This is a genomic window from Arthrobacter sp. DualSoilB13 (genome assembly GCF_055389195.1).
In genome coordinates this window covers 1708422-1728902 of record NZ_AP035865.1, presented here as the reverse complement: position 1 = coordinate 1728902, position 20481 = coordinate 1708422, and the positions used below count along the sequence as shown (strand labels likewise).

Annotated in this window: 14 protein-coding genes; 5 read left to right on the top strand and 9 right to left on the bottom strand. The window is 62.7% G+C overall.

Going from position 1 to position 20481, the window contains the following annotated elements; genetic code table 11:
• Position 1 precedes the first annotated feature (1 nt).
• From ACZ5J0_RS07985 to ACZ5J0_RS07970, 4 genes are read right to left on the bottom strand one after another with little or no spacing between them, the layout of a single operon-like run.
• Positions 2-1012, bottom strand: coding sequence for a GNAT family N-acetyltransferase (locus tag ACZ5J0_RS07985; RefSeq protein WP_464094538.1), 1011 nt, complete (start codon positions 1010-1012; stop codon positions 2-4).
• Between the two features lie 9 nt (positions 1013-1021).
• Positions 1022-4468, bottom strand: a complete 3447-nt coding sequence (cydD, locus tag ACZ5J0_RS07980) for a thiol reductant ABC exporter subunit CydD (RefSeq protein WP_464094537.1) — start codon at positions 4466-4468, stop codon at positions 1022-1024.
• Between the two features lie 7 nt (positions 4469-4475).
• Complete coding sequence (gene cydB / locus ACZ5J0_RS07975) at positions 4476-5558, bottom strand: cytochrome d ubiquinol oxidase subunit II (RefSeq protein ID WP_166842763.1); 1083 nt, start codon at positions 5556-5558, stop codon at positions 4476-4478.
• Positions 5559-5576: 18 nt separating this feature from the next.
• Complete coding sequence (locus ACZ5J0_RS07970) at positions 5577-7175, bottom strand: cytochrome ubiquinol oxidase subunit I (protein WP_464094536.1); 1599 nt, start codon at positions 7173-7175, stop codon at positions 5577-5579.
• A gap of 281 nt (positions 7176-7456) precedes the next feature.
• Between ACZ5J0_RS07970 and ACZ5J0_RS07965 the strand changes: the two genes are divergently transcribed.
• Positions 7457-7843: a BlaI/MecI/CopY family transcriptional regulator gene (locus tag ACZ5J0_RS07965; protein WP_142939487.1), complete on the top strand. Its 387-nt coding sequence runs from the start codon at positions 7457-7459 to the stop codon at positions 7841-7843.
• A 5-nt stretch (positions 7844-7848) separates the two neighbouring features.
• Positions 7849-8871 (top strand): M56 family metallopeptidase, encoded by a 1023-nt coding sequence (locus ACZ5J0_RS07960; RefSeq protein WP_142939488.1) that lies wholly within the window; start codon positions 7849-7851, stop codon positions 8869-8871.
• Between the two features lie 49 nt (positions 8872-8920).
• Here the strand turns inward: ACZ5J0_RS07960 and ACZ5J0_RS07955 are convergent, their stop codons facing one another.
• On the bottom strand, positions 8921-11029 hold the full coding sequence (locus tag ACZ5J0_RS07955) for a DNA gyrase/topoisomerase IV subunit B (RefSeq protein WP_464094535.1): 2109 nt from the start codon (positions 11027-11029) through the stop codon (positions 8921-8923).
• A 255-nt stretch (positions 11030-11284) separates the two neighbouring features.
• On the opposite strand from ACZ5J0_RS07955, the gene ACZ5J0_RS07950 reads away from it, so the two are divergent.
• The gene (locus ACZ5J0_RS07950; RefSeq protein WP_018778705.1) at positions 11285-11506 is read left to right on the top strand and encodes a DUF7455 domain-containing protein; all 222 of its coding nucleotides are present in this window, start codon (positions 11285-11287) and stop codon (positions 11504-11506) included.
• Between the two features lie 214 nt (positions 11507-11720).
• On the opposite strand, the gene ACZ5J0_RS07945 is transcribed toward ACZ5J0_RS07950, so the two are convergent.
• From ACZ5J0_RS07945 to ACZ5J0_RS07930, 4 genes are all read right to left on the bottom strand, one after another.
• Positions 11721-13034 carry an RNA polymerase sigma factor gene (locus ACZ5J0_RS07945; RefSeq protein WP_142939490.1) on the bottom strand — a complete coding sequence of 438 codons (1314 nt, stop codon included), beginning with the start codon at positions 13032-13034 and terminating at the stop codon, positions 11721-11723.
• A 246-nt stretch (positions 13035-13280) separates the two neighbouring features.
• Positions 13281-14567, bottom strand: coding sequence for a DUF4192 domain-containing protein (locus tag ACZ5J0_RS07940; protein ID WP_464094534.1), 1287 nt, complete (start codon positions 14565-14567; stop codon positions 13281-13283).
• 89 nt (positions 14568-14656) lie between these two features.
• Entirely contained in the window at positions 14657-16012 is a 1356-nt protein-coding gene (locus tag ACZ5J0_RS07935; protein ID WP_464097219.1) for an MFS transporter, read from the bottom strand.
• 35 nt (positions 16013-16047) lie between these two features.
• Positions 16048-16986 carry a proteasome assembly chaperone family protein gene (locus ACZ5J0_RS07930; protein WP_250820927.1) on the bottom strand — a complete coding sequence of 313 codons (939 nt, stop codon included), beginning with the start codon at positions 16984-16986 and terminating at the stop codon, positions 16048-16050.
• 273 nt (positions 16987-17259) lie between these two features.
• Between ACZ5J0_RS07930 and ACZ5J0_RS07925 the strand changes: the two genes are divergently transcribed.
• Together ACZ5J0_RS07925 and lpdA are read left to right on the top strand one after the other, a co-directional pair.
• Positions 17260-18783: a leucyl aminopeptidase gene (locus ACZ5J0_RS07925; RefSeq protein ID WP_166842757.1), complete on the top strand. Its 1524-nt coding sequence runs from the start codon at positions 17260-17262 to the stop codon at positions 18781-18783.
• 292 nt (positions 18784-19075) lie between these two features.
• Positions 19076-20458, top strand: coding sequence for a dihydrolipoyl dehydrogenase (gene lpdA / locus ACZ5J0_RS07920; protein WP_166842756.1), 1383 nt, complete (start codon positions 19076-19078; stop codon positions 20456-20458).
• Positions 20459-20481: the final 23 nt, after the last annotated feature.

Sequence of the window (20481 nt, the reverse complement as noted above, 5' to 3'; positions counted from 1 at the left end):
GCTAGAGCATTTTCTCCCACGTCATGCTGCGGTTCACGGGCGTGTAGCCCATGCCCAGGTAGAGTTCCAGCGCCCCGGTGGGATTGGCTGAGTCCACGTCCAGTGATGCCACCTCCATTCCGGCTGAGGCGTAGCGCTGCATGGCATCGGCGAGCAGTGCTTGGGCTATGCCCCGGCCCCGGTAGGCACGCCGCACGCCAAGGAGCTCGGTGTAGCCTTCCTTGAAGCCGCGCTCCGCAGCAGAGTCGGGATCGAAGCTGGTGAGCTGATACCCGGCCACCTCGCCGGTGGACGAATCAATGACCACTGCACTGAGATCGGGCCGGGCAGTGGGTTCCTCGATGGTGAAGCGCCACGATTCTTCGTCCCGTGGCTCGCTCCCCCAATGGTCCCTGAACGCGTCGTTGTGGGCCTGGCGTACGGGTTCAAAAAGCGAAGAGTCCAGCGTCCTAAGCTCAAGCCCTGCTCTCAGGGCGGCCCGGGGCAGCTCGTCCGAAAGAGGCCGGTGCATTTCGTTGAACCAGCGCACAGCACCGTAGCCATGGCCCATCAGAAGCTTCGCCTGGTGCTCGTGCTGTTCCTCGGTCTGGATCCGGAGGCGGGGCGGCGCACTGGTGTGACCGGCCGCCTCATCGGCGTGAAACCTGTTGCGCACTTGTCCTTCCTGCCACATCAGGATTGCGGAGCCGATCCCCCGTTGCTGCCATTCCGGGTCAACGCACGCAATGCCGGTGGCTTTGTCCCCGTCCGGGTTCTTGGCGATGCGTCCATAGGCACGGGCTACTCCGCCTGCGTCCAGGCCCAGGAGCGTGCTTGTCTCAGCCGGGTTCTTGGAGGACTCCATGACGTGGAGCAGGTCGCCACGCTTTTCGTACCAGACGGGATGTTCGACGGCGGCCGTACGGGCGATCAGGCCCGCCCAGTTATCGAGGTCCTCCATAGTGGCTGGCCGCCAGCTCAGACCGGTGGCAACGGCATCAGGCAGGGCTTGGCTTGAGGATTCAAACGGCATGCCAACAGGCTACTGAGGAGTAGGCCTTCCCACCAGTTCCGCCGCGCCCTGCGCCGTGAGTCCGTCACGTTGCTCCGCGGAAACCTGACCCCCAGGCAATTCCAGCCGCGAGTCTGAGGGATCAATGTCCTCCGGATTGTGGGTAACCAGCACAACGGTGACGTCCTTGAGTCCGTTGCGCAGGATGGCCATCATTTCCCGCGCCGAGCCCGCATCCAAATGCGCAGTCGGTTCGTCAAGCAGCAGCACGGAGGCTCCGGTCAGGAGTGTCCTGGCCATGGCCAGGCGCTGGCGTTCACCGCCGCTGAGGAAAGAGCCGCCTGGTCCGATCCGGGCGTCGAGTCCGTCCGGCAACGCTTCAACCACGGAATCAAGCCCGACGTCGGCCAGTGCCTTGTGCATTTCGGCCTCGCTGGGCTTTGCGGCAGCTGGCCGGCTCAGGAGGAGGTTGCCTCGGATTGTGGAGTCGAACAGGTGTGCTTCCTGGGGGCACCATGCCGCCGTGCCGGAAAGCTTCACAGTGCCTTCCGCCAGGGGTAGGAATCCCAGTAGCACCGAAAGCAGGGTGGACTTACCGGCCCCGGAGGGGCCGGTCACGGCAAGCCAACGGCCGGGTTCTGCCTCAGCGTTGACGCCGGCGAACACTTTCGGGCCACCTGGCCACGCCGCCGAGGCGCCCTTCAGCTCCAGTCCAGCCTTATCCGGACGATCAGGCAGTTGCCGCGTGCCGCCGTCGTGTTCTTTCGCAAGGTTCGCTTCTGCAGGGTCGGTGGTGCCAGGGGTATCCAAAGCACCGGATGATGCCACCCGGTCCAGGACGGCCGCGAGCGCCGGGGCTTGGCGCACAGCTGAGACGATTCCACCGAAGGGTTCCACCAGGGCCAGTTGCATCAGGACAATGACGGCCGCGAGTTCGGGAGCAATAGTGCCATTGAGCACGGCGGGTGCGCTCAGGGCTCCGGCCCAGAGGGCGGCCAGAGAGCACGCAAGGACGATCACGGCCTGCCCGAGTCCTTCGGCCCACGCAGAGCGCTGGGCAGAGAGGGTGGCGCTGCGGTCCTTGGCACGCAGTGCTTCAAGGACCGGCTCCCCCACCCCGTTGGCGTTGAGTTCGGCACGGGCGTCAAGGGCGGCAGCCACTCCCCGCAGCACCACTGACCGCAGCTTTTGTTCGGCACTGGCGGCGTTCCTGTCAGCCAGGACGGCCAGGATCGGCGCTGCGAGCAGGCCTGCCACGGCGGCCACAACAATCGCCGGCAATGCATCGGGTAAAACGATGGAAGTGGCGAGGATGGCCGCAGCTCCGACTCCGACGGCGGTCACGGGCGGTAGGACAACCCGGGGAAGAAGGTCCCGGAGGGTGTCTACGTCGTCCACGATTGAGCCCAACACGTTGCCGCCTTGGAGGAGGCGCCGGAGGGAAAGGGCCCTGCGGCTTAGCGATGCCCAGAGTGCGCCGCGGAGGCGGGTCATGGCGGCGAAGACTGCATCATGGGTCAAAAGCCGCTCGCAGTAGCGCAGAACGGCCCTTCCGATGCCGAAGAACCTCACTCCGACGATCGCGCCGAGCAGGTAGAGAATGGGCGGCTGCTCGCTGGCCCGGATGATGAGCCATCCGGACAGGCCGGACAACGCGACTGCGAAGAGGGCGGCCAGGACGGCCACCGCGCCGGCGGCGGCGAACTTCCAGCGCACGGGTTTCAGGGTCCGGAGAAGAGCCCGCAGGCTGCTGGTGGAGGGAGGTGTTGGGAGGTCTTGGTGTTGGGCGGCGCCCTTCAGGGGGACCACAACTGCCCCTGCAGTTGCAGCATCTCCGCTCGGACTGATCGTTCCGGGAACTGAGGACGCTGAGTGTTGGTGCTGATGCCGGCTTCCTACCGGTACCACGTGGTCGGCGAGCGCCCGGGTGGCGGCGTCGTGGGCCACCAGGATCACGGTCACGTTGCCGCGGACCGCCTCTATGGCGCGGCGGACCACGCTTGCCGAGTATTGGTCCAGATGGGCGGTTGGTTCGTCGAGCAGCAGGGTGGTAGCCCCGGCTTCCACCCGTGCCAATCCGCGGGCAAGTGCTATTCGGCGCAGTTCGCCTGGGCTCAGTTCCGCGGGATGCTTGGCCGCCAGGTGGCCGGCTGAGGCTTGCCGGAGAACACGGGTGGCTGCCTCGGCTGTGTTCCCCGCGTATCCGTGCAGATAGAGCTCAATTTCCTGCTGCACCGTTTCGTTGGTCATGACCGGGTGTTGCGGAACCCACGCGATTGTCCCTGGCGACGCACCGTTAACCGTCCCGGTAACCTCCGCGCCTGGCCCTGAACCGATAAGCCCGGCAAGGACGCCCAGGACTGTGCTCTTCCCGGAGCCGCTGACGCCGTCGAGGGCTGTGACACGTCCCGGCTCCGCTGTGAAGCTGAGGGGCCCGACGGCGGCGGCGGACCGTCCGTTGTAGTTCACCGACAAGTCGGTCACCACCACGCCCGCCGGGGCTGCGTCGGACGTCCTCCCACGCTGGAGGTGCTCATGCGAGGGAGCGTCCAGCACGGCGTTGGTGGTCTCAAGGGCCGCCCTGCCGTCATCGCTGGCGTGGTGGGCGGTGCCAAGCTCCCTGAGGGGAAGGTAGCAGTCCGGCGCCAGGATCAAGGCCAGGAGTCCGGCTTCGAGGGGCATGTCGCCATGCACCAGCCGGACACCAATGAAGACCGCCACCACGGCCACTGAGATGGTTGCGATGAGTTCCAATGCCAGGGCGGAGAGGAACGCCGTGCGGAGGGTGCCCATGGTCCGGGTGCGGTATTGCTCGGAGATATCTTCCAGTGCTGCGCGCTGTTCGGTGGCGCGTCCCAGGCCCACCAGGACGGGAAGACCTTTAGCGAGCTCGAGGATGTGGCCGGACAGTTTCCGGAGCGTGCTTTGCGCCTCCCTGACAGTGTCTTCGGTGTGCCGTCCTATCAGCACCATGAACAGTGGCACCAAAGGAACCGTCAGGACGATCACCACGGCGCTTACCCAGTCGGCGAAGAGTATCCGGGCTCCGATCAGCAGCGGTACCGTTGCGCAGTTCACTATTGCCGGCAGGTACTGGGTGTAGTAGTCGTCCAGCGCGTCCAGTCCGCGCGTCGCGAGGATCGCCAGCCCGCCGTCGTTCATTCCCGCCACGGGCGATGACCCGGCGTCGGACAGTGAGCGCCTCAGCAGCCGCGCCCGCAGTTCCTCTTTCACGCCCAGGGCCGCCCGCCTCGAGGCGATGCCTTGGCCCCACACTGTCAGCGATCGCAGAACGGCGCCGGCCGCACCCCAGACAAGTCCGTTGTGCCACTCCCCAGATCCGGAGGCGAGCCCTGCCAGCATTCCCGCTACGGCTTGCGCCATGAGCACCAGGGACAGTGCCTTGAGGGCGGACATGAGGCCGATACCGTACAGCGCCGATCGCGTTGCCGGGCCGGAGGGGAACACGGGTTTCATGGAGCGACTAATCTCCCGTTTGGTTTCGTGTGGCGGAGGGGCTTTCCTTGGATACCATCACTTTCGCAGCAATGGCGGGCAGGAACCCGTGGGCTTCCGGGATGTGGGCTGCGCTGACGCGCCGGCGGAACACCCAGTAAGTCCATGACTGGTAAGCAATCACAAGTGGCAGTCCAACGGCTGCGACGATGCTCATGAGGCCCAGTGTGTAGTCCGAGGACGAGGCGTTGGAGATGGTCAGATTGAAGGCAGGATCGATCGTGGAGGGGATGACTACCGGGAAGGCCGCTCCAAAGATGGCCGCTGTGGCGCAGACAATGAAGGCACCCAAGGCACTGAAGGCCCGCCCTTCGGACCCCGTACGGGCCAGTCGCCACGCCAGGACGACGGCGACTACCGCCGCTGCCACCAATGCCCAGGTCCAGGGCTTGCCGCTTAGGAACTGGACGGCCACCATCCAGCCGAACATCGGAAGTACCGCGAACGGCACCCATCGCACGAACCAGCGGCGGGCGCGGTGCCGCACGTCGCCGTCGGTCTTCAGGGCCAGGAACGCCAGGGCGTGAACCAGCGCGAACGCCACCACGCCGAAACCACCCAGGAGTGCATAGCCGCTGAACCAGGACATGGGGCCACCGACGCGATCCCCGTTCTCATTCAGGGGCAGTCCCGTGGTGGTGAGGGCCAGCGCTGCGCCGATGCCGAAAGCAGCCACGAAGGATCCGACGGCGATCGCCCAGTCCCAGCGGTTACGCCAGCTCTCGGAGTCCACCTTGCCGCGGTATTCGAAGGCGACAGCCCGGAAGATCAGCGCAGCCAGGACCGCCAGGAGCGGGAGGTAGAGGCTGGAGAACAGCGAGGCGTACCAGAGGGGGAAGGCAGCGAAGGTGGCACCGGCGGCGGTGAGCAGCCACACCTCATTGCCGTCCCATACCGGGCCGATGGTGTTCAGCAGGACGCGGCGGTCGGTGTTGTTGCGCGCGAACAGCTTCATGAGCATTCCCACCCCGAGGTCAAAGCCTTCCAGGAAGAGATAACCGGTCCACAACACCGCGATGGCCACGAACCAGATGGTTGGCAACAGTTCCATTGTCAGTACCCCTTGGCTTTAGTAGGCGAATGCCAGGACGTCGTCGCCGGACTTGTCCAGGCCGGCGCCGTCGTCGTTCTTGTCGTGTTGGTTATCTGTGTCTTTGGCGTGGGCCAGTTCAGGCATCGCCGAGGCCACGCCCCCGCGGATGTACTTGACCAGGAGCTTCACTTCAACCACCAACAGCACGGCATAGATGGCGGTGAGGACCACCAGGGAGGTCATGAGTTCTCCCGCGCTGACGCCCGGGGATACCGCGGCAGCTGTGAACATGAAGACCTGGTCAATACCGTTCATGTCCGGGTTGGGCGCCACCACGAATGGCTGCCGGCCCATTTCGGTGAAGATCCAGCCTGCGGCGTTGGCGCCGAAGGGAGCCAGAATCCCAAAGACAGCAAGGCGCATCAGCCACTTGGATTCGGGAACTACGCCCTTGCGCGTCACCCAAAGCGCGAGCAGGGCGGCGAAGGCTGCGATGCCACCGAAGCCGATCATCATGCGGAAGCCCCAGTAGGTGACTTCCATGACGGGCACGTATTGGATTTCCTGTCCGGCGCGCTCACCGTAGAGCGGGTTGTCCGGCAGGTGGGTGCCGTACTTTTCCTTATACTCACCCAGCAGGCTGTTCACGCCCTTCACTTCAGTGGTGAAGTCGCCCTTGGCCAGGAAGGAGAGGATGCCGGGGACTTCGATAACTGCAACGATGTCCTCGCAGTTGGTCGCTCCCAGGTTGCCAACGCTCAGCACCGAGAAGCCCGTGCCGTCGTGGCAGGCAGCTTCAGCGGCGGCCATCTTCATGGGCTGCTGTTCGAACATGAGCTTGCCTTGGAGATCACCGGTGATGGCGGTTCCGGCGAAGGAGATCATGGCCACCACAGCGCCGATCCGCAGGGATTTCATCCAGACCGTGTAGTCAGCCTTGTCACGGCCCGGGATGGCTGCTTCGCCGGGAATCAGTTTTCCGTCTTTGCCAACGACGTCAATGCCGTCGTGGCGCCGACGCCACAGGTGGTACCAGGCGATCCCCAGCAGGAAGGCGCCGGCAACAGCCAGTGCGCCAAAGAGGGTGTGGGGCACGGCAACCAGCGCCGTGTTGTTGGTAAACACTGCCCAGGCGTCCGTCATCACGGGCCGGCCATCCACCATCTCAACGCCTACGGGGTGCTGCATCCAGGAGTTGGCCACAATGATGAAGTAGGCGGAGAAGACGGAGCCGATGACGGCGATCCACAAGCAGGCCAGGTGCACGCCGCGTTTGAGCTGCTTCCAGCCGAAGATCCACAATCCCAGGAAGGTTGATTCGACGAAGAAGGCCAACAGGGCTTCGAGCGCCAGTGGTGCGCCGAAGACGTCTCCAACGAACCGGCTGTACTCACTCCATGCCATGCCGAACTGGAATTCCTGCACGATGCCGGTGGCTACACCCATGATGAAGTTGATGAGGAAGAGTTTTCCCCAGAACTTGGTCATGCGAAGGTACTCCGGCTTGCCGGTGCGGTACCAGATGGTCTGGATGATGGCCACCACCAGGCCGAGGCCGATAGTGAGCGGCACCATCATGAAGTGGTAGACGGTAGTGATACCGAATTGCCAGCGTGCGATTTCCAAGGCGTCCATGGCTGTCCTTTGTGCGGTGGACCGAAGTACGATGACCTTACTTCTACGTCACGTAGAAAACTTCTCTTCTACACAGTGTAGAACAAATGGAGATCGCCAAAACCCATTCTTCAAGTGGCGTTACCCACGCGCAAGGGTCCGCTCGGCGGCGCGGCGCGCGGATAGTTCTACCTCACGTAGAATGAAGGCCTGAAAAGCGGTAAATTTATTGTGGAATGTTGGATCATCGCTCCCCGGCAGCAGCCACCCTGCACCGGGAAGCTGAAGGTAGGGACGTATAGATGGCAAGTCTTGGGGAACTGGAACGGGCAGTGATGGATCTGCTCTGGGCAGGCCAGGAGGCTGCAACCGCCAATACACTGCGTGATCTTTTGGCGCAGGATTCCGCGGCCGGCGACGGCACCGCCGGTCATCAGGGCAAGGACCTGGCAGTCACTACGGTCCTCACTGTGCTCTCACGCTTGGAGAAGAAGGGTCTGGTTGAACGCGAACGCGGAACCCGGCCGCACCGCTACCAGGCAGTCTCGAGCCGCGCTGACCACACCGCCGAACTCATGCACGAGGTCCTTGGCTCCGCACCGGACCGCGAGGCCGTGCTTGCCCGCTTCATTGGTTCCGTCACCGAAAGTGAAGCCGCTACCCTGCGCAAACTGCTCGGCTACAATTAGCCACTATGTTCTGGACCTCATACCTGCTTGCGGTCCTGGCATTGATTCTGGCGTGGCCGGTACCCGTGTTGCTGTCCCGTGCACAGTGGCCGGCACGATCCCCTTTCACCGCCATGGTGCTGTGGCAGGCGATCGCTCTTGCCGGTGGCTTGTCCATGATCGGGGCCATGCTCGTCTACGGACTGGAACCAATCGGGGACAATCTCATAGCAGGGCTCAAGAGCCTTGCCGGGATGGTCTTCAACAACGAACCCACCACCGCCCTGGGCTTTTGGCACCTCTTTGCGCTCTCGGCGGCAGCACTGCTGACCGCGCACCTGGTCTTCACCCTGCTGCTGACCTACTACAAGATTGAACGCCAACGGAGACGCCACCGCGAGCTACTCGCCCTGCTGGCATCACCGTCCGACGACGGCCCGGGCACCGTGGTGATCAACCACGACTCTCCTGTGGCCTACTGCCTGCCCGGCGGCGCCCGATCCGTAACGGTGCTATCCGACGGCCTCATGGCAGCACTGGAACCGGCAGAGCTCAGGGCTGTCCTCATTCACGAAAATGCCCACCTGTCCCAGCGCCACGATCTCCTGCTGTGGGCCTTTGCTGCCTGGCGTCAGGCACTGCCCTGGTTCCCCACCACCCGGCTGGCGCAGACGGCCGTGAACTCACTGATCGAAATGCTGGCCGATGACGTGGCCCTGCGCACTGAAAGCAAAGGCACACTGATCAAGGCCATCGCCATTGTTGCCAGCGGCACCTCGCAGCCGGGCATCAGCACGCCGGCGCTCAGTGGCGGCCAGGCGCTCAGTGGCAGCCCGGCACTCAGCGCTGGCGGCGCCGTCGTGGAAGGCAATGCCGTCAGCGCTACCGGCGGTGCCGACTCGCCCCGCACGACGGCGTCCCGCGTCAGCCGCCTGCTCTCACCCAAGCCGCCGCTCACCAAGCCCGTGCGTGTGCTGGTCCTCTTGGCCTCGGCCCTGCTGCTTGCAGTGCCCACGGCGCTGCTCATTGTTCCAGGATTGCTGGGCTAACGTCCCCAGCATCAACCCCTGACGATGCCCCCGGTCCCGCGGGGCCGGGCTACGCGTCGATGCGCTCCCGGTCAAGCGTGGCAGCGCCGGCAATAATGAATTCCTTGCGTGGTGCGACGTCGGAGCCCATCAGGAGGTCAAAAACTTCCTCGGCGCGCTGGGCGCTTTCGATGCCCACCTTACGAAGAGTCCGGTGGCGCGGGTCCATGGTGGTCTCAGCCAGCTGCTGCGCATCCATTTCCCCCAAGCCCTTGTACCGCTGGATGGGCTCCTTGTACCGCTTGCCTTCCTTGGCCAGGTTGGACAGAAGCACGTGGAGCTCGGCTTCCGAGTACGTGTAGATCATCTCATTGGGCTTTTGGCCCGGGTTGATGACCTCAACGCGGTGCAGAGGGGGAACAGCTGCAAACACGCGTCCTGCCTCGACCATGGGCCGCATGTAACGGAAGAAAAGGGTTAGCAGCAAAGTCCGGATGTGCGCGCCGTCAACGTCGGCGTCAGTCATCAGGATCACTTTGCCGTACCGCGCAACGTCAAGGTCGAAGCTGCGACCCGAGCCTGCCCCAACCACTTGGATCAACGCCGCGCATTCCGCGTTGGACAACATGTCGCCCACGGATGCCTTCTGGACATTGAGGATCTTTCCCCGGATGGGCAGCAGAGCCTGGAAATCCGAGGACCGTGCAAGCTTTGCGGTTCCAAGTGCCGAGTCGCCCTCCACGATGAACAGTTCGGAGCGGGCAACGTCATCCGTTCGGCAGTCGGCAAGCTTGGTGGGCATCGATGACGTTTCCAGTGCGTTCTTGCGGCGCTGGGTTTCCTTGTGCACACGCGCCGAGATACGCGATTTCATCTCGGCCACCATCTTCTCCAAGAGGAGCGCAGACTGGGCTTTATCGTTGCGGTTGGCCGAACTCAACCTCGCCGATATTTCCTTCTCAACCACCTTGGCAACAATGGCCCGGACGGCAGAGGTACCGAGGATCTCCTTGGTTTGCCCCTCGAATTGCGGCTCAGCAAGACGAACAGTCAAGACGGCTGTCAGGCCGGCGAGGATATCGTCCTTCTCGATCTTGTCGTTCCCGGCTTTGAGCTTGCGGGCATTCGTCTCCACCGCTTTACGGAACGTCTTGAGCAGGGCAGCTTCAAAACCGGACTGGTGTGTGCCGCCCTTGGGTGTGGCGATGATGTTGACGAAGCTACGCATGGTGGTCTCATAACCAATACCCCAGCGCAGTGCGATGTCCACTTCGCAATCGCGTTCGACTTCCGCGATCTGGCTGTGGCCGTTCTCGTCAAGGACGGGGACGGTTTCCTTAAACTTCCCGGAGCCATGGAGGCGCCAAACGTCCGTTACTCCGGAATCGGCCGCGAGGAACTCAACAAACTCGGAGATGCCGCCGTCGTGGTGGAACACCTCCTCATGGACACCGGACTCCCCCGGCGTACCAGCCAGCTTGCGTTCGTCGCGCACGGTGATTTTCAGGCCCGGTACAAGGAAGGACGTCTGACGCGCCCTTGAGGCAAGGTCATCATAGGAGAATTTGGCATCGGGGGTGAAGATCTGGCGGTCGGCCCAGTAACGTACGCGGGTTCCCGTAACACCACGCTTTGCCTTGCCCACAACATCAAGCACCGAATTCTCCACGAACGGCTCAAATGGCGCGTTGGGACTTGGCTTGGCCCCGGAATCCACGAAACGTCCCGGCTCTCCACGCCGGAAAGACATCTGGTACGTCTTGCTGCCCCGGTCCACCTGGACATCCAGCCGGCTGGACAGCGCGTTCACCACAGAGGCGCCCACGCCATGCAACCCACCCGAGGCAGTGTAGGAACCGCCGCCGAATTTGCCGCCGGCGTGCAGTTTGGTGAAGACCACTTCAACGCCGGAAAGACCGGTCTTGGGTTCGACGTCCACAGGAATGCCGCGCCCGTCGTCGTGGATTTCCACCGAGTTGTCCGCGTGCAGGATGACCTTGATGTCATGTCCAAAGCCCGCCAAGGCCTCATCGACTGCGTTATCGATGATCTCCCAAAGACAGTGCATAAGACCGCGTGAGTCCGTGGAGCCGATGTACATGCCCGGGCGCTTGCGGACTGCTTCCAGGCCCTCAAGGACGGACAAATGCCGGGCGTTGTATTCAGAACTCGGTGCCACTCGCGGTGTGCTCCTTCGGGGTATATCTCAGGGGTGCTTCCCAGCCGCGTTTGGCTGGTAATTCAAGGCAAACACTGCCCGTACCAGCCTAGCCGGGGAAGGCACGAAGCACCGTTTGCCACTCCAGTATCGGTGCAGCCTTCCCGCTGACGTTACGGACATGTGATACGCGGACAGCGAAAGTGACCCATCCTTGCCATGGATCTGCATCGAATGCTGGTTATATGGATGTACAGAACTACTAAGGAGGCCGACATGACAACAGCAGTTGCAGACCGCACGCTGAACGCAGCTGATCGCTGTGACCGTTGCGGAGCCCAAGCGTACGTCCGCGTTGTACTCGAGTCCTCCGGCGGTGAGCTGCTCTTCTGCGGCCACCATGCCCGTGCAGTTGAAGCCACGCTCCGGCCCATGACTTCCGACTGGCACGATGAGACCGAGCGCCTCAACGAGAAGGCTCCCGTCCCCGTCGACTAGGCAGTCCGGCTCACCGGAAACCCTTTTTGATCAGATAACAAGGCTCCTCCCATCCGGGAGGGGCCTTGTTGCGTACAACTGGTTGCACCGAGGAAAGTCAGCCCACCTTCTCCTCCAGAGGACTCACACCTCCAAGCGAATGCCCATGCTGGGCGTACAGAAAAAGTGGCCCGGCCGGATATCCGGCCGGGCCACTTTCCCTGACTCTGCTTGTTTAGTCCAGGTAGTCCCGGAGGACCTGCGAGCGGGACGGGTGCCGCAGCTTGGACATGGTCTTGCTTTCGATCTGGCGGATGCGCTCACGCGTGACACCGTAGACCTTGCCGATTTCGTCTAAAGTCTTCGGCTGGCCGTCGGTCAGGCCAAAGCGCATCGCCACAACTCCGGCCTCGCGCTCGGACAGCGTGTCCAGGACGGAGTGCAGCTGTTCCTGCAGGAGTGTGAAGCTGACGGCGTCAGCGGGAACAACAGCCTCCGAGTCCTCAATGAGGTCACCGAACTCCGAGTCACCGTCTTCACCCAGCGGGGTGTGCAGTGAAATTGGCTCGCGTCCGTACTTCTGGACTTCAACAACCTTCTCAGGGGTCATGTCCAGCTCGAGTGCCAGCTCTTCAGGTGTCGGTTCACGGCCGAGGTCCTGCAGCATTTGGCGCTGTACGCGGGCCAGCTTGTTGATGACTTCCACCATGTGCACCGGAATACGGATGGTGCGGGCCTGGTCTGCCATGGCGCGGGTAATTGCCTGACGGATCCACCAGGTTGCGTACGTGGAGAACTTGAAGCCCTTGGTGTAATCGAACTTCTCCACTGCACGGATAAGGCCCAGGTTGCCTTCCTGAATCAGGTCCAGGAAGAGCATGCCACGGCCGGTATAGCGCTTTGCCAAGGAAACGACGAGGCGCAGGTTGGCTTCGAGCAGGTGGTTCTTGGCGCGCTTGCCGTCGTGGATGACGAATTCAAGCTCACGCTTGAGCTTGGGATCCATGGATCCGTCGTCAGCGTTGATCTTTTCCTCAGCAAAGAGGCCGGCCTCGATCCGAAGCGCGAGATCAACTTCCTGCTCCGCATTCAGCAGCGCGACCTTGCCGATCTGCTTGAGGTAGTCCTTGACGGGGTCGGCTGTAGCGCCGGCCGACATGACCTGCTGGACCGGCGCGTCGTCGTCGTCGGCATCCGAGTAAACGAATCCCGTTCCGGACGGCGCAGCCTTGTCCTTGGTGGCCGTGGCGCCGTCCTCGACGTCGTCGTCTCCGACTTCGACTTCCTCGGCAGCTGCGGGATCAAAGTCTTCATCCTCGCCGCTGGCGTCCTCAGCATCGGAGCCTGAGGACTTGCTCGCGGCCTCAGCGGCGGCCTTCGCACCTGGCTTGGGTCCACGCTTCTTGGGTGCCGGCTTGTCAGAGTCGCCCTCTGAGGCCTTGTTGGCAGCACGTGTCGCTGCGCGCTTTGCCGATGTTGCCGCCTTCTTTTCCTCAGCGGACAGTTCGGCCTGGGCGGCGGGTTCCTTCTCGACGGAAGACGGGGTCACAGAAAACCTTTCTAGCGGCGGTCTGTGGAATCACCATACGGGCAACACCACTATGACCCTGTCAAGTCCGCGATCAATTTCAAATGCGATCGCCGTCTGCAGAGTCTCTATAGAGAACTCCCAACGACACTGTATTGTTCCCGGCAAGGGGACCAATACAGGCATTCGAACGCGGACCCAACCGGGTCTCGGCATCCATTGTCTCACGGTTTTGCGAAACGCACTTCGGATGAATGTTCAAACCCTCTATGCGACCGTGCCCCGGACCCCGCGCCAAGCGGTGCTGGAACTTCGCGCCCATGGGCAAATGGTCCCTTGTCCCAGCAGACCCATGAGTAGTTCGGCAAGACGATAGCCCGGCTGGGCGGCCTCCGCCCCACTGAGGCAGGCGTGGGCAATTGATCCGCGCCCCTTGCACCATGCGATCCAGCCTTGCAGGGTCAGTACTGCTGCAGGCACTACGCCCGATTCGGCCTCGACGCACAACCCGGCCAAAACTTTCTGCAGTGCATCGAGGGCGCTCCAGCACGGCATGGATGGTTGCATCCCAAGCAGGACATCTCCGTAGGTGAAGACGTCTCCGTTGGCATTTCGTTCCGATGAACCCTTGGCAGCAGGGAGAACCGGACCCGCCACTCCCAGTTCCTGAGGGTCGAACGGCGTGTCGCGGCCGTTTATGTCGGTGTCGTTGTCGTTGTAGTTGCCGTCGTCATCGAAGAGACCGAACGCCAACGCGCCGGACTTCGCAGATTCCACGCCTGCAGCCGCCATGACCACCACAGCGTCCCGCCACGCCGGGATCCGCAGCGTTGCCCTGAGGAAGCCCATGATGTGTGCATCGGCGCCGGGCTGCAACGGGTGGCCGGCTTCGACCCGCTTCAACACATTGCGCCACACGGCAAGCACGGAGTCCAGACAATACTCGCTCCTCCATCTACCAAGGATCTGCTTGCCGTAGCGTGACTCAGCGGCTAGCACCAAAGGATCAAGCGCCCCGGGACAAGCGGTCCGGGATTTTCCAGGCTCGCTTCCGGGCGAAGGCCCTATGAAGCTCCCCCTGTACACCAGTTCTGTGCTGAGTCTGCTGTTCTTGATCCGATCAACGGACAATCCCGGTACCGGACAACATTCAATGTCCGTGCAGTAGGCGCTTCGCCAGTACTCGGAACCCACAAGCCACGCGTCCCGAACCGATAAGTCAACCTCGTCAAGGCTCACCTGCAGCGCTTCGAGCAGGGGAATTGCCTGCCGGACCACCATGCCGTCTTCCCATCCGGAGTCGGTGTAAACAGCCAGCACTACTCCGTTGGCGTCCTCGTCGGCAATCAGGAAGCTGCGGATCTGGTCCGCGAAATCTTTGTTGGCCTGCCGGGATCCCAGGCGTGGCAGGTCCACGCGAAGCGTGGCTCCGAGGACTTTCCCTTGCATGGTGATGGCCACGAGGCTGTCCTCGGGCCAGTAACCCAGCATGTGGGGAATGTAGCCAAGAATATCTTCGGGTTGGTGGATGCTGAGCGTTCTGTTGGAAGTCATGGTTCCACCCTGCTCAACGCCGGCCGGAGGAGACAGTGACCATCGTACCTATGTGGATAAGCGACGCAGGAAACCGGCGAGGGATTGGCCTACTCGTTGTCCTTCGACGCGGGCCGCGCGGCCCGGCGTCGTTCAATCCGTTCCCGGCGCTGCCTGGCGAGGGCAGCCAGCAACGGCTGCACGTGAATACCTTGGGTTGCCATTTGCCGGCGCACCTTCCGCCGCGTCACCAGGATGAGCACCGTACCAAGGGCCAGCAGTACGAACTGAACGCTGAGGGCGATGCGGAACGGCGCGAGACCGTAGAGATCACCGCCGGAAAAACCACTGGCGTACAGAAGGTCAAGCGCAAGGCCGATGAGGTAGATGGCAATGAGCGCCGCAATGAAGCCGCCGACGTTGACAATACCCGTGGCTGTACCGATCCGGTGCGAGGGATTGAAGGTCCGGGCAAAGTCGAATCCGATCATGGATCCGGGCCCGCCCACAGCCAGCACCACCACCAAAAGCACCAGGAGCCACAAGGGCGCGCGGTCGGGAAGAATGAGCACAGCAGCCCAGGCCAGGGCCGTCCCCAGCGCAATGAGCAGGACCATGGCGGATCTACGCATGGGGTGTTTGGAAACGAATCGGCCGAACCCTGGCCCGGCAACTATTGCGGTGGCCACGAACAGCGCCATGAGGCCGGAAACGGTTGCAGCATCCAGTCCCTGGGCGGACAACAGGAAGGGGTACCCCCAGGTCATCGCAAACAGGTTCCCGCTGAACTGAACGGTGAAGTGGCTCCAGAGGCCCAGACGGGTTCCGGGTTGTTTCCAAGCCCGGGACAGGGAGATGCCGGTGGCCCGCAGGCCCTGACCGGCTTCCCGCGGTGGGTGTCCGGGCGGGGCGTCGCGGAGCACCGCCAGGACCAGGACCACTGCCAGCACGGACATCGCTGCCAAAGTGAGGAAAGCCGGGGTCCATCCGGCGGTATGGAGAAGCAGCGCGAACGGCACAACACTGAAGAGCTGACCAAGCTGACCACACATGCCCGTCAGCTGGGTGACCAGTGGAACCTTGGCGGGGGCAAACCACAAAGGGACCAGACGGATCACCGAAATAAAGGTCATCGCGTCCCCTGCCCCCACCAGGACCCGGCCCAGCACGCCCCCGGGAACACTGTCCGCAAAAGCCAGCTGCAGCTGTCCCAAGCCCATGAGCACGGCACCACCGGCAATCATGGCCCGCGAACCAAACCTGTCCACCAGGACGCCCACGGGAATCTGCAAGCCGGCGTACACCAGAAGTTGCAGCACCGTGAAAAACGAGATGGCGGAGGCACTGGCGTGGAATCTGTCAGTGGCCTCCAAGCCTGCGACGCCAAACGAGGTTCGCTGCGCCACGGCCACTAGGTAGGCGAATACGCCGATCGTCCAAATCAGCCAGGCACGGGGAGCATTCACCCCACAATTATGCCTGCCGGCAGCTCAAAGCTGATTTATTGAGGCGAGTCTTTACGAGCCAGGTAGGCCTCCACCGCAGCCCCAATGTCTTCAGCGTTGGGGAGCTCATCATTCTCATCAGCCAGCAGCGATCGGCGGACAATGCCTTCGGATTTCTCGTCGTAGCGCGTCTCCAGATTGGTCACTACTGCCTGCACTTCCTCGGAAGCTTCGATCTGTTCGGCGATCTGGCGGCCCACTTCACGGCCGGCTTCCCGGAGCCTGTCCGTCGGCAGCATGAGGGACGTTGCCGCCCCCAGGTATTCCAAGCCGGCGACTGCGGCCGGCGGGTACTCAGCTTCGGAAAGGTAATGCGGGACGTGGATAACGTAGCCGGCTACGTTGCGCTCCGCTTCGGTGAGCCGGAGTTCCAGGATGTGCCCAATGGCGGCAGGAACATCTACGGTGGGCTTCCAACTCGATATTCCCTCAATGAGGTCGGGCATGTTGCCGTGGACCGTCACCCCGACAGGCCGCGTGTGCGGAACGGGCATGGGGATGGAATGGATCCAGGTCACCAGGTTGATGTCCAGCTCTTCCACGATTCCGACGACCGCGCGCGAGAAGCGCTCCCACTGCAGGTCGGGCTCGAAGCCGGCAAGCAAGAGAAAGGGTTGGCCGAGACCGTCGTTTAGCTTGTACAGGCCGAGCTTTGGTGCCTGGTAGTCCTGCAGATGGTCTTCCACAAAGCTGATGTGCGGCCGCCGCGAGCGGTAGTCGATGAGTTGGTCGGCGTCGAACATGGCCACCACCTCAGCGTCCAGTTCATCCAGAAGTTCCGCGTTGATCTGCCGAACTACCTGACCGGCATCGGCAAAGCCCGTGAATCCCATGACCATATTCAGCCCGCGGAGCTCAGGGCTGTAAAAGGTCTCAATGTTTCGCGCATACAGCGATTCGGGGTCCAGGAGAGAGCCGGATATCCGTTCAAACACGGCGTGTTCCTTTCGCAAAGATATAAATTCTGGAGCTATTCCATACAACGCTGCACGGTCAACAGGCATTCCTGCCCCCGATGTGCCGCAGCTCTCATTTAATTGCTGTCCGCGGCCTTCCAGAGACTACGATCGAAGCGGGCCGACGTCCTGTGCGACGTTGGGCCCGAAGACCAAGGCCGCCGTCGTAGAAGACGTCGGGCGCGTACCGGGGCGGGCCGCCAAACATGTGGCCCCGCCATGCAATGCAGAGAGAAGTGAGGACACATCCTCGTGGTCAAGACTACTGACATCATCCTGGGCATCATCGCCAAGGACCTGAAAAAGTCCCCTAGCGACGCACTTGTGATTGGCGTTGCCCAAGGCTCGGACGGACCGGTATTACTGTCCAACCCGTTGAGCGCGAAAGCCGCGGAGTCCGTTGCAGGATCACTGCAGCTTTTGGGGATCACCGGCGCTGCCGATCAGGCACACCGGCTTCCAGGCCTGCCGGAGACGGGCTCAGGGATTCTTGTCCTTGCAGGAGTAGGCAAGCTCTCCGATGACGGCGGCCTGAGCGAAGAGGCCCTGCGACGCGCTGCGGGATCCGCCGTGCGCCAGCTCGCCGGTACCGCTTCGGTGACCTTGGCGTTCCCGACGGCGACACTTGCGGATGTCACGGCTGTCGCCGAAGGAGCTGCCTTGGGTGCGTACTCCTATACGGAGCACCGTTCCAGCAAGGATGGGCTGAAGGCCCCCGTGGCCAAGGCACTGATTTTCACGGATGTCGATGCCAAGTCCGCCCAGCCGGCGTTGGACCGGGCCATTGTGCTTGCTCGTGCCGTCAACTCAACCCGCACGTTGGTCAACCAACCGCCGAGCCACCTGTTCCCCGAGTCTTTTGCGGAGTCCGCTAAGGAACTGGCAAAGGGCCTGCCGGTCAAGATCACAGTCTGGGACGAAAAGCGCCTGGAAAAGGAAGGCTTCGGGGGTATTCTCGGCGTTGGCAAGGGCTCCACCCGCCAGCCGCGCCTCGTCAAAGTCGAATACGCCCCCGCGAAGGCCACGAAGAAGATTGCCCTCGTCGGCAAGGGCATCACATTCGACACGGGTGGCATTTCCATCAAGCCTGCCCTCGGCATGGGCGACATGAAGAGCGACATGGCCGGTGCCGCCGTCGTACTTAACACCGTCCTGGCCATCGCATCGCTCGGGCTTCCCCTCAAGGCGACCGCCTGGCTCTGCATCGCGGAGAACATGCCCTCGGGCGCTGCAGCCCGTCCCGCTGACGTGTTCACCATCTACGGCGGCAAGACAGTTGAAGTTCTGAACACGGATGCTGAAGGGCGCCTGGTGATGGCTGACGGCATCGTCGCTGCCAGCCTGGAGAAGCCGGATGCCATCATCGACGTAGCTACCCTTACAGGTGCGCAGCTGATCGCCCTGGGCCTGCGGACTGCAGGCGTCATGGGTTCCGACTCGGTAACTGCTGCCTTGAAGAGTGCCGCGGACCGTGCCGGGGAACTCGTGTGGCCCATGCCCCTGCCTGAGGAGCTTCGCCCCAGCCTGGACTCCCAGGTGGCCGACCTTGCGAACATCGGTGAGCGCAACGGCGGCATGATGACAGCAGCGGTCTTCCTCCGCGAATTCGTGGGAAAGAACGACGCCGGCCAGCAGATCCCGTGGGCCCACGTGGACATCGCGGGACCGTCGTTCAACAACGGAGCCCCCTACGGTTACACGCCCAAGCAGGGTACCGGATGCACTGTTCGCACCCTGGTTGCCTACGCCGAGGATCTCCTGGCCGCCTCCGCATAGCACCCCTCTGCACCTCCGGATTGCGCGAGCCCCTGCCTGATCCCCGGCGAGGGCCGCGCAACCCCGGAATTATGCGGGGTGTAGCGCTGTGTCACAAGTGAACGTGAGTCTGGACACAAGCGCTCCCCAAAACGCCCGCAGAGGGTGGAGCATGGGTAGGTGGTTCGCTAAGGTGAACTCGATAGTCACAAATGCAAGAGAACTTAGGTGCTGGCATAATCACGGCAGAACAAGTTCCAAAGACCAGATGGCACGCAGTCCCGTGTCATCATTCACGCGAGGGAGCGTTTTAGTGGCCGATCAGGCAACTGCGCAAGAATTCGACATCCTGGTACTCGGTGGCGGCAGCGGCGGCTACGCCACTGCCCTGCGGGCCGTTCAGCTTGGGTTCACCGTTGGCCTTGTGGAAAAGGCAAAGCTCGGCGGAACCTGCCTGCACAACGGTTGCATTCCCACCAAGGCACTCCTGCACTCGGCCGAACTTGCCGACCATGCACGCGATTCCGCCAAGTACGGCGTGAACGTCACGCTCGACAGCATCGACATGTCGGCCGTGAACGCGTACAAGGACGGCATCATTGCCGGTAAGTTCAAGGGCCTCCAGGGACTCATCAAGTCCAAGGGCATCACCGTCATTGAGGGTGAAGGCAAGCTCCAGGGCAACAACACAGTCGTCGTGAACGGCACCTCCTACTCGGGCAAGAACATCGTCCTGGCCACGGGGTCATACTCCCGTTCGCTGCCCGGCCTTGAAATCGGCGGCAAGGTCATCACCTCCGACCAGGCCCTCACCATGGACTACATCCCCAAGAGCGCCATCGTTCTGGGCGGCGGCGTCATCGGAGTCGAATTCGCTTCCGTCTGGAAGTCCTTCGGCGTGGATGTCACCATCATCGAAGGCCTCCCCTCCTTGGTCCCCAACGAGGACGCCTCGATCGTCAAGAACCTTGAGCGTGCTTTCAAGAAGCGCGGCATTAAGTTCACCACCGGCATCTTCTTCCAGGGTGTCGAGCAGAACGACGACGGCGTCAAGGTCACCTTGGTTGACGGCCAGACGTTCGAAGCCGACCTCCTCCTGGTTGCCGTCGGCCGTGGTCCCGTCACCGCCAACCTCGGCTACGAAGAGGCCGGCATCACCATCGACCGCGGCTTCGTCATCACCAACGAACGCCTCCACACTGGCGTCGGCAACATCTACGCCGTTGGCGACATCGTCCCCGGTGTTCAGCTCGCGCACCGTGGCTACCAGCAGGGTATCTTCGTCGCCGAGGAAATCGCCGGCCTGAACCCGGCAATCGTCGAGGACATCAACATCCCCAAGGTCACCTACTGCGAGCCCGAAATTGCCACAGTCGGTTACACCGAGAAGGCTGCCAAGGAAAAGTTCGGCGACGACCAGGTCCAGACCCAGGAATACAACCTGGCCGGCAACGGCAAGAGCTCCATCCTCGGGACCGGCGGCATCGTCAAGCTCGTACGCCAGAAAGATGGCCCCGTTGTGGGCATCCACATGATCGGCTCCCGCATGGGCGAGCAGATCGGTGAAGCCCAGCTGATCGTGAACTGGGAAGCCTACCCGGAGGACGTGGCACAGTTGGTCCACGCCCACCCCACCCAGAACGAAAGCCTGGGCGAAGCCCACCTTGCCCTCGCGGGCAAAGCTCTCCACGGCTAAGTCTTACCAAGACCCGCGGGTCA

Coding starts and splice junctions, on each gene's coding strand:
- cydD (WP_464094537.1), bottom strand. CDS start 4,468: ATGAAACCCGTGTTCCCCTCCGGCCCGGCAACGCGATCGGCGCTGTAC.
- ACZ5J0_RS07970 (WP_464094536.1), bottom strand. CDS start 7,175: ATGGACGCCTTGGAAATCGCACGCTGGCAATTCGGTATCACTACCGTC.
- ACZ5J0_RS07985 (WP_464094538.1), bottom strand. CDS start 1,012: ATGCCGTTTGAATCCTCAAGCCAAGCCCTGCCTGATGCCGTTGCCACC.
- ACZ5J0_RS07960 (WP_142939488.1), top strand. CDS start 7,849: ATGTTCTGGACCTCATACCTGCTTGCGGTCCTGGCATTGATTCTGGCG.
- ACZ5J0_RS07940 (WP_464094534.1), bottom strand. CDS start 14,567: ATGACTTCCAACAGAACGCTCAGCATCCACCAACCCGAAGATATTCTT.
- ACZ5J0_RS07965 (WP_142939487.1), top strand. CDS start 7,457: ATGGCAAGTCTTGGGGAACTGGAACGGGCAGTGATGGATCTGCTCTGG.
- ACZ5J0_RS07950 (WP_018778705.1), top strand. CDS start 11,285: ATGACAACAGCAGTTGCAGACCGCACGCTGAACGCAGCTGATCGCTGT.
- cydB (WP_166842763.1), bottom strand. CDS start 5,558: ATGGAACTGTTGCCAACCATCTGGTTCGTGGCCATCGCGGTGTTGTGG.